This window comes from Streptomyces sp. NPDC006385 (assembly GCF_040612485.1).
Classification (GTDB): Bacteria; Actinomycetota; Actinomycetes; order Streptomycetales; family Streptomycetaceae; genus Streptomyces.
In genome coordinates this window covers 95,131-108,170 of sequence record NZ_JBEXQG010000005.1, presented here as the reverse complement: position 1 = coordinate 108,170, position 13,040 = coordinate 95,131, and the positions used below count along the sequence as shown (strand labels likewise).

Below are 13,040 nucleotides of genomic sequence, written 5' to 3'. Positions count from 1 at the left end.
CGCCGACGCGCGCACACGAATGGGAAGAGGCCGGGCTATGGGTGGCCGGCACCGCACGATCGAGGCTGCGGTCAGAGCCAGTGCCTCCGGCGGGGATGGGCCGACACCGGGATGGAGGGGGCGCCGTTGCCGGGCGCGGGCACGTTGTGGCGTGCGCGGGGAGCTCCCATCCCGTCCACCGCCGCCCCAGGCAGAGCCGAGCAGACGCGGCCCAGGGCGTCCACGTCGTTCGTACAGTGGCGCGCGCCACCTGGACGCCCTGAAGCTACCGACTGCGCACCATCACGGTCTTCGTGAAGCGGCGGTCCACCCGGTACTGAAGCGGACCGCCGTCGGCGCTTAGAACTGACTCACCCAAAGGCACCCCAGACGCTACGCTCACTGACAAACACACCGTGATGACGATCAGCGCTCGCGCTAGCTAGGGGGATGAAGTGCACACGCTCACGGGAAAGCGAGTGGCCAAGTTTGCACGAGACTTTGGCTTCGAGGGGGGCGAGGCAAAGCAGTTCGAGCTGTACGTCGCAGCCAACTACCTCTTCCCTTATGTACGGGACGATGTCGAGCAGATTGAGCGCACTGTTCTCGGCGGCGGGACCGACGAGGGCATCGACATCGCTGCCGTCGTAGTCAATGGACAGATCGTCTTCGAACCCTCAGAAATCGACGACCTTATCTCAGACCAGGCGTCTAATTCAGCGAGGGTATTCTTCATCCAGGCAAAGACAAGCGAGTCTTACGACTCTAAGCTCATCGCGAAGTTCCTCCATGGCGTCGAGGCCGTGACAAAGTACGCGATCAAGGCCAAGAGCGTCAAGCTTCCTCCGGCCCTGGTCGACCTGGCTGCTTTGATCGATCGGATCGCAGAGAGCGGCGACAAATTTCAAGACACGCGAATCCCGTGCGAGCTATTCTACGTCACCACCAGCGGCAATGACGGGAAGAGCGCGCAGCAAGAACTTCAGGTCACAGAAGCGATCGAACGCATTCGATCTCTCGGCATTTATTCAGAACCTTTGCACCTCAACACTCATGGCCACGATGCACTAGCTGCAAAGCTGAAAGAGCGTCACGGGCCACAGAATATTCAATTCAACTTTGAGAAGCGGCAGACCATCCCTGCGACTGAGCGGGTGAGTGAGGCTTACATTGGGCTCTTGTCCGGCACGGCGGTGATGAAATTGCTGACGGATGAAACTGGCTCCGTACGACCAGGAATCTTCGACGACAACGTGCGTCTCGATCTCGGTAGTCACAACCCAGTGAATACTCGGATCACGAGAACCCTTCAGAGCGACGACCGCGAGCACTTCCCCTTCCTTAACAATGGACTCACAATCATTGCGACATCTCTCCGGGGGTCGGGGGACAGGTTCTTCATCTCCGGGTATCAGATCGTAAATGGCGGGCAGACGAGTCACCAGCTCGTTAGGTGGGCAGCAAGCGAAGCCGTCAAGGCCAATCCGACCCTCCTCTCTAACCTCTGGATCCCGGTGAAGATCGTCAGCTCAGGTGACGCTGGGGTGCGAACGAGCGTGGCGATCGCCACTAACCTGCAAACCCCCATCGGCTCAACTGACATTCAGGCAAGTTCCCAGATGGCGAAAGACGTGGAAGAGTATTTCAACCAGTCGGGCGTAAATGGCCTACGTTATCTGCGGCAGAACCAGCATGCGTCTCTTGATTTCCCGCGGACTCGCGTTGTCACGACTCCTGAACTCAACCGAGCGGTCGCTGCAACACTGTTCGGTGATTCTTACCGAGCGATCGGTGCTCCGAAGGAGCTAGAAGCTGAGGGTTCGTTTGTTTGGGGTGAATACTCCGTTGAGGCTTACTACTACGCGGCCTGGATCTTGTATCGAGTAGACAGGTTCTTCGCCCGAACACCCGACTCGGCCACTCTCAAGGCCGCGAAATATCACATCGCGATGATGGTGTCCGCACTGATCACGCCGGAACTTGTGCCTATCTTCGAAACCTCTGAGGTAGAGACAGCAAAACGGCAGCTGAGGGGCGCTAAGAAGCTGAGGTTCAAGATTTCCGAATCGGAGAAGATTGAAGCAGCAATTACTGCTGCAGTCAAGCTTGCCGCCGAGCAGTTTGAGTCTGTCTTGAACGAGGGCAGGAGTTTGCGCAAGGACGATGTGCGGAGCCGCCGTAACCAGGAGGCTCTGCTGCAAAAGGCCAAGGAGTCGAGCGCCAGCCTCTGATGCTCGGCTTTCGATACATCAGCCGAAAGTAGTCAGACGATGAAGGCCGGGGATCGACCCTCATAAAAAATCCGCGGCCTTCAGGTCTCTGTTCTATAGATCTTCAACGGCTGAGGTTACGGCGGTTGGAGGTCGAGTCCGGTTTTGTCGAGGAGACGGTTGATGCGGCCGGGGCGGTATTGCATCCGTTTGAGCCGGGTCTTCACCGGGGCCGTGAGTTCGTCGAGGCTGACCCTGAGAGACGAGCGCTGAGTCCCGTTGGCATCCATGGCTGATATCAACAGCAACGGACGCCGACACCACTGCGCGCCCTGGCACGACCGACGCGGCCAGTCAGATCCGCAACTGAGCCGATCAACGATCGAACTCCTGAAGCGGTGTTCAACGGTCTGCCCCGCTTCAAAGCCGGGCCGTCTGTGGGCCGTCGAAGGGCGGCCCAGGGCGACCAACGACGACCACCAACGGCCCCTCTGCAGAGAGCCGGCGCTGCACCGACGCCGCTCGCGCGAGGTCGCTCCCGCCCCCCACCACTTCCTGCGCAACAAGCGGCAGGAGTGGGAGGAGTACCGCAGCGAGGTCACCGCGTTCGAGCTGCGGAAGAACCTGCCGGTTCTTTAGCGCCTGGTCGCCGTGGGGCGCGGGTTCGCCGGCGGGTGCGGCCCGCTGGCGAGTTGCTCGCGCCCTCGTGCCCCCGCCCCCTGGGGTCGGCTACCGACCCGCGAGCTTCGTCAGGACCTCGTGCAGGGGCTCCGTGGCCCGGCGCCGGTACTCCTGGATCGACCAGCCGTTGCCGTCGGGGTCCGTGAAGTACATGAACGTGGCGCCGTCGTCGGGGGAGTACTGGACCGGCTCCGAGACGTCCAGGCCGCGTTCCACCAGCTCCGCACGCGCCGCCTTGATGTCGGCGACGCAGAGCTGGAGGCCCTGGTAGGAGCCGGGCGCGGGCTTGGTCTCACCCTTGGTCATGTCCCAGATGCTGTCGCCGAGGGCGATCGAGCAGCCGGAGCCCGGAGGCGTCAGCTGGACGATCCGCATGCCCGGCATGACCTCGGTGTCGATGTCGACGTGGAAGCCGACCTTGTCCCGGTAGAAGTCGCGGGCCCGGTCGATGTCGCTCACGGGCAGCGGGATCACTTCGAGCGTGAACTCCATTGCTGTTCCTCCAAGGGGAATCGCCAACGGGTCTGGCTGAACGGTTCACCCTTACCGAAGCCGAAAACCGTGCGCGGCGCCACCGAGTAGACGGCGGCGTGTCCCGCGCCGTGCCGGAAATACCCCTCCCGCACCTCGAAGTGCCAGAAGCTGCCGTACTTCGCCTCCCACCCCGCGGCCAGTTCGCGCAGCCGGGCGTCGTCGGTGATCCGCACCGCCTCGCCCTCGACCACCAGGTCGTAGCCCCGGTTCCAGGTGTTCGTGCCGGTCGTCAGCACGACGTTCGGGTTCTCGGCGAGGTTCCGCGCCTTGCGCTCCTCAGGCCCCGTGCAGAAGTGCAGCGCGCCCCGCGACCAGACCGCCGGCAGCGGGGTCACATGCGGGCGCCCGTCCGGCCGTACCGTCGAGATCCAGAACAGCTCGGCCTCGGCCAGCATCTTCTCGGCCTCGGCCCAGTCGGTCGCCGTGGCCGTCTCGTCGCTGTAGCGCGCGTCCAGCCGGGTCCGCGGTTGCTTGTCGGTCATCGGACGTCCTCCAGACATGTGCTTCACAGTGCAGACCGCGCGGGCCGTCGTAACTCATCGGCGCCACTCCCAGGCACTCCGGCTAGGCTCGACCGCGTACGACCTTGATCGGGTGCGTACGACCCTGATCGGACGGGAGGCCGACCATGACGGCGCCGGGGCGCAGGAGCAGTACCTTCACGCGGCTGCTGCGGCACGGATTCACCGACCCGTCGGCCGCCGAGCGGCTCCTGGAGAGCCCCGAACTCGCGCCGATCAGGAACGACCCGGTGCTGCTGGAAGCCCTGGGCGCCACCGCCGACCCCGACCTCGCCCTGCACGGTCTCGTACGGCTCCTCGAAGCACAGCCCGACTCCGGCGCCCAGCGGCGACTGCTCGACACGGTCATAGCGGCCAAGCCCCTGCGCGACCGCCTGCTCGGCGTCCTCGGCGCCTCCGCGGCCCTGGCCGACCACCTCTCCCGGCACCCGAGCGACTGGCAGGCGCTGGTCATGTACGAGCCGCGGGACCTGCACCCCGAGGTGGAGGAGTTCGAGCACGGACTCGCCGAGGCCACCGACCCCGTGTCGCTGCGCGTCGCCTACCGGCGCTGCCTGCTGTCCATCGCCGCGCGTGACGTCTGCGGCACCACCGACGTCGCCCAGACGGCCGCCGAGCTCGCCGACCTCGCCACCGCGACCCTGCGCGCGGCGCTCGCCCTCGCCCGCGCGGCCGCCCCGGAGGACGCCGCGCTGTGCCGGCTCGCGGTGATCGCGATGGGCAAGTGCGGCGGCCACGAGCTGAACTACGTCTCCGACGTCGACGTCATCTTCGTCGGCGAGGCCGTGGACGGCGCCGACGAGGGCAAGGCGCTCAGGTCGGCCACCAAGCTCGCCTCGCACATGATGCGGATCTGCTCCGAGACGACCGTCGAGGGGTCCATCTGGCCCGTGGACGCCAATCTGCGGCCCGAGGGCAGGAACGGCCCCCTCGTGCGCTCTCTCAGCAGCCACCTCGCCTACTACCAGCGCTGGGCCAAGACCTGGGAGTTCCAGGCCCTGCTCAAGGCCCGCCCGGTGGCCGGCGACATCGAGCTGGGCGAGGACTACATCGCCGCGCTGGAGCCCCTGGTCTGGAAGGCGGCCGAGCGGGAGAACTTCGTCTCCGACGTGCAGAAGATGCGCCGCCGGGTGGTGGAGAACATCCCCGTGGCCGAGCTGGACCGGCAGCTGAAGCTGGGTCCGGGCGGTCTGCGGGACGTCGAGTTCGCCGTGCAGCTCCTCCAGTTGGTGCACGGCCGCGACGACGCCTCGCTGCGCAGCGGCACCACCCTGGACGCGCTCCAGGCCCTCGCCGCCGGCGGCTACGTGGGCCGGGCCGACGCCGCCCAACTGGACGCCGCCTACCGCTTCCTGCGCTCCATGGAGCACCGCATCCAGCTCTACCGGCTGCGGCGCACGCACCTCGTGCCCGAGGACGACGCCGACCTGCGCCGCATCGGCCGCTCCCTGGGCCTGCGCGCCGACCCGGTGGCCGAGCTGAACCGCGAGTGGAAACGGCACGCGAGCGTCGTACGGCGGCTGCACGAGAAGCTGTTCTACCGCCCGCTGCTCGACGCCGTCGCCCAACTCTCCCCGGGTGAGGCCCGGTTGAGCGCCGGGGCGGCGCGCGAGCGACTGGTCGCGCTCGGGTACGCCGACCCGGCCTCCGCCCTGCGCCATCTGGAGGCGCTGGCCTCCGGCGTCACCCGCAAGGCGGCGATCCAACGCACCCTGCTGCCCGTCCTGTTGGGCTGGTTCGCGGACTCCGCGGACCCGGACGCGGGCCTGCTGAACTTCCGCAAGGTCTCCGACGCGCTCGGTAAGACCCCTTGGTATCTGCGGCTGTTGCGCGACGAGGGGGCTGCCGCCGAGAACCTCGCTCGTGTTCTGTCGGCCGGGCGTCTTGCCCCGGATCTGTTGATGCGGGCACCGGAGGCGGTGGCGCTGCTCGGGGACGGCGACGGCGGCACGGGGCTGGAGCCGCGCTCGCGTGGGCATCTGGAGCAGGAGATCCTCGCCGCGGTGGGGCGCGCGGACGGAGCCGTGCAGGCGGTGACGGCGGCGCGTGGTGTGCGGCGACGGGAGCTTTTCCGTACGGCCGCCGCCGACATCGTCGACTCCTACGGCACCGAGACGAAGCCCGCCGAGGCCGACCAGGGCGCCCTGGTGGACCGGGTCGGCGCGGCGGTGTCGGACCTGACGGCGGCGACCCTGGCGGGCACGCTGCGTGCGGTGGTGCGGGAGGGCTGGGGCGACACCTTGCCCGCCCGGTTCGCGATCATCGGCATGGGCCGCTTCGGCGGGCACGAGCTGGGCTACGGCAGTGACGCGGACGTCGTGTTCGTGCACGAGCCGCGGGACGGCGTCGACGAGCACGAGGCCGCCGCGGCCGCCAACCGCGTGGTCTCCGAGATGCGCCGGCTGCTGCAGATCCCGAGTTCGGACCCGCCCCTGCTGATCGACGCCGACCTGCGCCCGGAGGGCAAGTCGGGGCCGCTGGTCCGCACGCTGAACTCCTACGCGGCCTACTACCGGCGCTGGTCCCTGGTCTGGGAGTCGCAGGCGCTGCTGCGGGCCGAACCGGTCGCGGGGGACGAGGAGCTGGGGCGCCGCTTCATGGAGCTGATCGATCCCCTGCGCTATCCCGCCGACGGTCTCGGTGAGGACGCCGTTCGCGAGATCCGCCGGTTGAAGGCACGCATGGAGTCCGAGCGGCTGCCGCGTGGTTCCGACCCCAAGCTGCACACCAAGCTGGGGCCCGGCGGTCTCTCCGACGTCGAGTGGACGGTTCAGCTCCTTCAGCTCCGGCACGGCTGGGCCGAGCCGTCGCTGCGTACGACCCGTACGCGCGAGGCCCTCGCCGCCGCCTGTGCGGCCGGGCTGCTCCCGGCCGAGGAGACGGCGATCCTGGACGAGGCGTGGGTGCTGGCCACGCGGGTGCGCAACGCGGTGATGCTCGTGCGGGGGCGGGCCGGTGACACGTTTCCGTCGGACAGCCGTGAGCTGGCGGCGGTGGGGCGCTACCTGGGGTACGAGCCCGGTCACGTGGGGGACATGCTCGACGCGTATCGGCGGACCACGCGGCGGGCCCGGGGTGTGGTGGAGGAGCTGTTCTACGGGGGGTGACGGGGCGGGTGGCGGGGGTGCCTGTCGGTGCCTGCGCGGCCCGTGCCGGTGGTGGTGGCGCGCGTAGCACCTACGGCCGGCGGGTGAGTCGGGGCCGTGCCGGGGGGTGTGCGTCCTCGGTCGGGCGGTTGCCGTCGGGCACGAGGCGCTGTTCGCCGACGCCCGCCGCCGCGGGCGCAAGCCCCCCGGCACGGCCCCTGCTCGCCGTGGTCGGGTGCGGGTGGGTGCGTGGGTGCGGCACTCGCCTCGGCAGCGTGTGCGGGAGCGCTCCGTACCAGAGGCGTGCCAGCGTGTAGCCGAACGCCAGGCAGGCCAAACCCCCTACGGCGTCCAGCCAGAAGTGGTTGGCCGTCGCGACGATCACCACCAGGGTGGCCGCCGGGTAGAGCAGGCCCAGGACCCGGGCCCAGGGGAGCCTCGCGAGGGCGAAGATCGTCAGGCCGGACCATACGGACCAGCCGATGTGCATGGACGGCATCGCGGCGTACTGGTTCGACATGTTCTTCAGGTCGCCGGACGCCATGGAGCCCCAGGTGTCGTGGATCATGACCGTGTCGATGAAGCCGCCGTCGGTCATCAGCCGTGGGGGAGCGAGCGGGTACAGGTAGTAACCGATCAGCGCCACGCCGGTCGTGGCGAAGAGGACGAGGCGGGTCGCCGCGTAACGGCCGGGGTGGCTGCGGTACAGCCAGACCAGGACGCCCAGGGTGACGATGAAGTGCAGCGTCGCGTAGTAGTAGTTCATGCCGACGATGAGCCAAGTCACCGAGTTCACGGCGTGGTTGACCGTCTGCTCGACGGCGATGCCCAGGTGGTGTTCCAGGTTCCAGAGCCAGTCGGCGTTGCGCAGTGCCTCGGCCCGCTGTTCCGGTACCGCGTTGCGAATCAGTGAGTACGTCCAGTAACTCACCGCGATCAGCAGGATCTCGAACCAGAGGCGGGGACGACGCGGGGTGCGCAACCGGCGCAGGAGCCCCCGCCCCGTCTCCTCCGCGACGGGGGGCGGAACGGCCGCTTCCAGACCTTCCAGTGTCGTCACGGTCCTGTCACCCATGGGCACAGAGTCTGCCAGAAAAGACTTCCCCGACCGATCATCCTCCGGTTGGGTTCAGCGCGCACGTTCTACGGTCGGCGGACCGTCCCGTCCTCCTGCCGACGAAGGGGCGGACAGGGGAATTCTCCGCCTCGGGGAGGACTTGGCGGACTCAGGGGTGATGTCGGTTGCCGGGCGCCGAAGCCGTCGAACCGCGCACCACCAGCTCGGGCATGAACACGAACTCGCTGTGGGGGGCCGGAGTCCCGCCGATCTCCTCCAGGAGCGTGCGTACCGCGGCCTGCCCCATCGCCGGGACCGGCTTGCGGACCGTCGTCAGGGGTGGGTCGGTGAAGGCGATCAGCGGGGAGTCGTCGAAGCCGACGACCGAGACGTCCTTCGGGACCTCCAGACCGTGCTGACGGGCCGCTCGTATCGCGCCCAGCGCCATCATGTCGCTGGCGCAGACCACCGCCGTGCAGTCGCGGCCGATGAGCGCCGTGGCGGCGGCCTGGCCGCCCTCCAGGGTGTACAGGGAGTGCTGGATCAGCTCGGTCTCTATGACGTCCGCCGGCAGGCTCAGCTGGTCCTGCATCGTGCGGACGAAGCCCTCGATCTTGCGCTGCACCGGGACGAACCGCTTGGGGCCCAGGGCGAGACCGATGCGGGTGTGGCCGAGGGAGACCAGATGCGTGACCGCCAGGGTCATCGCCGCGCGGTCGTCGGGGGAGATGAAGGGGGCCTGGACCTTGGGGGAGAAGCCGTCGACCAGGACGAAGGGGACACCCTGGGCGCGCAGCCGCTCGTAGCGCTGCATGTCCGCGGTGGTGTCCGCGTGCAGCCCGGAGACGTAGATGATGCCGGCCACACCGCGGTCGACGAGCATCTCCGTCAGCTCGTCCTCCGTCGAGCCGCCCGGGGTCTGGGTGGCCAGCACCGGCGTGTAGCCCTGGCGCGTCAGGGCCTGGCCGATGACCTGGGCCAGCGCCGGGAATATCGGGTTCTCCAGCTCCGGCGTGATCAGGCCCACCAGGCCCTCGCTGCGCTGCCGCAACCGCACCGGGCGCTCGTAGCCGAGCACGTCGAGTGCGGCCAGCACGGACTGGCGAGTGGTGGCGGCGACGCCCGGCTTCCCGTTGAGGACGCGGCTGACGGTCGCTTCGCTCACCCCCGCCTGAGCAGCGATGTCGGCAAGCCGTGTGGTCACGCCACTGGACTGTACCGGCCGTGTGTCGCCGTGCACACCAAGGGGACGCCGTGGGCGACCTGTTGACCGGCCTGGCCCGGGCTGCTGCGTCATCGCGCTCCCTCGTGAAAGTGATGGCAAGAGCTTGCAGAGTCTTGCACAACTGCCCGATGTGCCGCTCCACCCTTGAAAAGAAGCGTCTCACGACGGTCGCCAAGAGGTCACGCCCGGATAACTTCGGAGATCTCTTGCATTTTTTTGCTGCAAGGACTTTCGGCGGGGATTGCATCGCTGTTACGTTCACGACGCCCGGCGGCGGCAACGGCGCGGTCGGCACGACAGCAGGGCAGGCAGACGGGGCCGCCCCTGCACCACACGGGCTTTCACCCTCAAGGAGATCTCATGCGGCGTGGCATAGCGGCCACCGCGCTGGTGGCGTCCCTCGCCCTCGCGGCGACGGCCTGCGGCGGAAGTGACAGCGGCGACAGTGCCGACGGGCCGGTCACCCTCACCTGGTGGGACACCTCCAACGCCACCAACGAGGCACCGACGTACCAGGCCCTCGTCAAGGAGTTCGAGGCCGCCAACAAGGACATCAAGGTCAAGTACGTCAACGTCCCGTTCGACCAGGCGCAGAACAAGTTCGACACGGCCGCCGGCTCCAAGGGCGCCCCGGACATCCTGCGCTCCGAGGTCGGGTGGACGCCCGCCTTCGCCAAGAAAAGCTACTTCCTGCCGCTGGACGGCACCGAGGCCCTCGCCGAGCAGGACAAGTTCAAGCCCAACCTGATCGAGCAGGCCACGTACGAGGGCAAGGTCTACGGCGTTCCGTTCACCACGGACACCCTCGCCCTGGTCTACAACAAGGAGCTGTTCGAGAAGGCCGGCGTCGAGGCGCCCAAGACCTGGGACGACCTGAAGAAGGCCGCCGCCACGATCAAGGACAAGACCGGCGTCGACGGCTACTGGGGCTCCACCCAGGCCTACTACGCCCAGCCGTTCCTCTACGGCGAGGGCACCGACACCGTCGACGTCGAGGGCAAGAAGATCACCGTCGCCGGCGCCGAGGCCAAGAAGGGCTACCAGACCTGGCAGAGCCTCTTCGACGGCAAGGGCCTGCACAAGGCCGACACCACCGCCGACGCCTACGCCCACATCCAGGAGGCGTTCGTCAACGGCAAGGTCGCCGCGATCATGCAGGGCCCGTGGGAGATCACCAACTTCTACAAGGGCTCGGCGTTCAAGAACAAGAACAACCTCGGCATCGCCACCGTCCCGGCCGGCTCCTCCGGCAAGGCGGGCGCCCCGACCGGCGGCCACAACCTCTCCGTGTACGCCGGCTCCGACGAGGCGCACCAGAAGGCGGCCCTGAAGTTCGTGAAGTTCATGACCTCGGCGAAGGCCCAGGAGACCATCGCCCTGAAGAACTCCACGCTGCCCACCCGTGACGACGCCTACACCGCCGCGGTCAAGGCCGACCCGGGCATCGCCGGCTACCAGACGGTCCTGTCCTCCGCCCAGCCGCGACCGGCCCTGCCCGAGTACAGCTCCCTGTGGGGGCCGCTGGACACCGAGCTGCTGAAGATCGCCGGCGGCAAGGTGTCCCTGGACAAGGGGCTGAGCACCGCCGAGACCGCCATCGCCAAGCTGGTGCCGGACTTCAGCAAGTGACCCCGAGTGGCCGTCGGGTCCGCCTGGACATGGGGGGACGGACCCGGCGGCCATCGGCCTGTGTGCCGTACACCCCTGATCTGCTGATCTTCGAGAAGGTTGTCGAACCATGACAGTCGCCATCGACCGCGCGACCGGCAAGCGCCGCGGTGACCGCGCGCCGCGCCCCGGGCTGGGCCGGCGCCTGAAGCACGGCTACCAGAAGCACTGGTACGCCTACGCGATGATCGCCCCGGTGGTGGTCGTCCTCGGCGTCCTCGTGCTGTACCCCCTGGCGTACGGCTTCTACCTCACCCTCACCGACGCCACCAGCCTCAACAGCGCCCGCACCATCGGCGTCAACGAGATCGAGGCCACCTACAAGTTCATCGGCTTCGACAACTACGCCGACATCCTGTGGGGCGAGACGGCGTACGACCGCTTCTGGTCGCACTTCGTCTGGACGATCTTCTGGACGGCGGCCTGCGTCACCCTGCACTACACCATCGGCCTCGGCCTCGCCCTGCTGCTCAACCAGAAGCTGCGCGGCCGCACCCTGTACCGGCTGATCCTGATCCTGCCGTGGGCCGTGCCGACCTTCGTCACCGTCTTCGGCTGGCGGTTCATGCTCGCCGACGGCGGCATCATCAACTCGTTCCTGGAGACGCTCCACCTGCCGACGCCGCTGTGGCTGGAGGACACCTTCTGGCAGCGGTTCGCCGCGATCATGGTGAACACCTGGTGCGGTGTGCCGTTCATGATGCTGTCCCTGCTCGGCGGACTGCAGTCCATCGACTCCTCGCTGTACGAGGCCGCCGAGATGGACGGCGCGAGCAGATGGCAGCAGTTCCGGTACGTCACCCTGCCGGGCCTGAGGTCCGTCAGCTCCACCGTCGTCCTGCTCGGCGTCATCTGGACCTTCAACCAGTTCGCCATCATCTTCCTGCTGTTCGGCGACACCGCCCCCGACGCGCAGATCCTCGTCACCTGGGCCTACTACCTCGGCTTCGGACAGCAGCCGCGCGACTTCGCGCAGTCGGCCGCCTACGGCATCCTGCTGCTGGCCATCCTGATCGTCTTCACCTCCTTCTACCGCCGCTGGCTGAACCGCAACGACCAGCAGCTCGCGATCTGAGGCAGGAGTCCCCATGAGTACGACCACTGTTGAGACCCCGGTGAACAAGCAGGACTCCGTGACCACCGCAGGCCCGCGCAAGGTGCGCCGCGGCGAGAACAGCCTCGGTACGTCCCTCGTCTCCCACGGCATCCTGATCATGGCGAGCCTGATCGCGCTGTTCCCCGTCGCCTGGCTGGTCTTCCTGTCCCTCGGACCGGACAAGGACGACTATCTCCACCCCGGCGGCATCTGGGGGAAGATGACGCTGGACAACTACACCTTCGTCCTGACGGAGACCAAGTTCTTCGACTGGCTGACGAGCACACTGATCGTCACGCTGGGCACCACGGTCATCGGCGTCATCATCTCCGCCACCACCGGCTACGCGGTCTCGCGGATGCGCTTTCCGGGCTACAAGAAGTTCATGTGGGTGCTGCTTGTGACCCAGATGTTCCCGGTGGCCGTCCTGATGGTGCCGATGTACCAGATCCTGTCCGAGCTCCAGCTCATCGACAACTACCTTGGTCTCATCCTCGTCTACTGCTCGACGACCGTGCCGTACTGCGCCTGGCTGATGAAGGGATACTTCGACACGATCCCGTTCGAGATCGACGAGGCGGGACGCGTCGACGGGCTGACCCCCTTCGGCACGTTCGCGCGACTGATCCTGCCGCTCGCCAAACCGGGTCTGGCGGTCGCCGCGTTCTACAGCTTCCTCACGGCCTTCGGTGAGGTCGCGTTCGCGTCGACGTTCATGCTGTCCGACACGAAGTACACCTTCGCGGTCGGTCTGCAGACCTTCGTCAGCGAGCACGACGCGCAGCGCAACCTCATGGCCGCGACCGCGGTGCTGATCGCCATACCCGTCTCCGCGTTCTTCTACTTCGTGCAGAAGAACCTGGTGACCGGACTCACGGCGGGCGGCACCAAGGGCTGAGCCAAGGCTCATCTCGACTCCCGTGCGCCTGGTCGCGCGGGTGGCGGCCGCGGTGTCCATCCGACCCCGCTGTCACCGCGGCCGC

The 13,040-nt window shown here is 67.5% G+C and carries 10 protein-coding genes; 6 read left to right on the top strand and 4 right to left on the bottom strand.

Going from position 1 to position 13,040, the window contains the following annotated elements; genetic code table 11:
- The first annotated feature begins 458 nt into the window (after nucleotides 1–458).
- A complete protein-coding gene (locus ABZ078_RS05420; protein WP_356571870.1) occupies nucleotides 459–2,210 on the top strand; it encodes an AIPR family protein in 1,752 nt (583 codons plus the stop codon).
- A 267-nt stretch (nucleotides 2,211–2,477) separates the two neighbouring features.
- Complete coding sequence (locus ABZ078_RS05415) at nucleotides 2,478–2,828, top strand: hypothetical protein (RefSeq protein WP_356571868.1); 351 nt, start codon at nucleotides 2,478–2,480, stop codon at nucleotides 2,826–2,828.
- Nucleotides 2,829–2,918: 90 nt separating this feature from the next.
- On the opposite strand, the gene ABZ078_RS05410 is transcribed toward ABZ078_RS05415, so the two are convergent.
- Nucleotides 2,919–3,362, bottom strand: a complete 444-nt coding sequence (locus ABZ078_RS05410; RefSeq protein ID WP_356571866.1) for a VOC family protein — start codon at nucleotides 3,360–3,362, stop codon at nucleotides 2,919–2,921.
- Entirely contained in the window at nucleotides 3,341–3,886 is a 546-nt protein-coding gene (locus ABZ078_RS05405) for a pyridoxamine 5'-phosphate oxidase family protein (RefSeq protein ID WP_356571865.1), read from the bottom strand. Before ABZ078_RS05405 ends, ABZ078_RS05410 begins: the two co-directional genes overlap by 22 nt.
- 146 nt (nucleotides 3,887–4,032) lie before the next feature.
- On the opposite strand from ABZ078_RS05405, the gene ABZ078_RS05400 reads away from it, so the two are divergent.
- A complete protein-coding gene (locus tag ABZ078_RS05400) occupies nucleotides 4,033–7,032 on the top strand; it encodes a bifunctional [glutamine synthetase] adenylyltransferase/[glutamine synthetase]-adenylyl-L-tyrosine phosphorylase (RefSeq protein ID WP_356571863.1) in 3,000 nt (999 codons plus the stop codon).
- 70 nt (nucleotides 7,033–7,102) lie between these two features.
- Here the strand turns inward: ABZ078_RS05400 and ABZ078_RS05395 are convergent, their stop codons facing one another.
- Both ABZ078_RS05395 and ABZ078_RS05390 read right to left on the bottom strand, forming a co-directional pair.
- Nucleotides 7,103–8,086 carry a phosphatase PAP2 family protein gene (locus ABZ078_RS05395; protein WP_356571861.1) on the bottom strand — a complete coding sequence of 328 codons (984 nt, stop codon included), beginning with the start codon at nucleotides 8,084–8,086 and terminating at the stop codon, nucleotides 7,103–7,105.
- A 151-nt stretch (nucleotides 8,087–8,237) separates the two neighbouring features.
- Nucleotides 8,238–9,272 (bottom strand): LacI family DNA-binding transcriptional regulator, encoded by a 1,035-nt coding sequence (locus tag ABZ078_RS05390; protein WP_356571859.1) that lies wholly within the window; start codon nucleotides 9,270–9,272, stop codon nucleotides 8,238–8,240.
- 381 nt (nucleotides 9,273–9,653) lie between these two features.
- Here ABZ078_RS05390 and ABZ078_RS05385 point away from each other — a divergent pair, with 381 nt between their 5' ends.
- The 3 genes from ABZ078_RS05385 (at nucleotide 9,654) to ABZ078_RS05375 (ending at nucleotide 12,955) form a co-directional block, all read left to right on the top strand.
- A complete protein-coding gene (locus tag ABZ078_RS05385) occupies nucleotides 9,654–10,922 on the top strand; it encodes an extracellular solute-binding protein (RefSeq protein ID WP_356571857.1) in 1,269 nt (422 codons plus the stop codon).
- 109 nt (nucleotides 10,923–11,031) lie between these two features.
- Entirely contained in the window at nucleotides 11,032–12,036 is a 1,005-nt protein-coding gene (locus ABZ078_RS05380; protein ID WP_356571855.1) for a sugar ABC transporter permease, read from the top strand.
- 13 nt (nucleotides 12,037–12,049) lie between these two features.
- Nucleotides 12,050–12,955 carry an ABC transporter permease subunit gene (locus ABZ078_RS05375; RefSeq protein ID WP_356571854.1) on the top strand — a complete coding sequence of 302 codons (906 nt, stop codon included), beginning with the start codon at nucleotides 12,050–12,052 and terminating at the stop codon, nucleotides 12,953–12,955.
- Nucleotides 12,956–13,040: the final 85 nt, after the last annotated feature.

Coding starts and splice junctions, on each gene's coding strand:
- ABZ078_RS05375 (WP_356571854.1), top strand. CDS start 12,050: ATGAGTACGACCACTGTTGAGACCCCGGTGAACAAGCAGGACTCCGTG.
- ABZ078_RS05410 (WP_356571866.1), bottom strand. CDS start 3,362: ATGGAGTTCACGCTCGAAGTGATCCCGCTGCCCGTGAGCGACATCGAC.
- ABZ078_RS05405 (WP_356571865.1), bottom strand. CDS start 3,886: ATGACCGACAAGCAACCGCGGACCCGGCTGGACGCGCGCTACAGCGAC.
- ABZ078_RS05385 (WP_356571857.1), top strand. CDS start 9,654: ATGCGGCGTGGCATAGCGGCCACCGCGCTGGTGGCGTCCCTCGCCCTC.
- ABZ078_RS05380 (WP_356571855.1), top strand. CDS start 11,032: ATGACAGTCGCCATCGACCGCGCGACCGGCAAGCGCCGCGGTGACCGC.
- ABZ078_RS05400 (WP_356571863.1), top strand. CDS start 4,033: ATGACGGCGCCGGGGCGCAGGAGCAGTACCTTCACGCGGCTGCTGCGG.
- ABZ078_RS05415 (WP_356571868.1), top strand. CDS start 2,478: ATGGCTGATATCAACAGCAACGGACGCCGACACCACTGCGCGCCCTGG.
- ABZ078_RS05395 (WP_356571861.1), bottom strand. CDS start 8,086: ATGGGTGACAGGACCGTGACGACACTGGAAGGTCTGGAAGCGGCCGTT.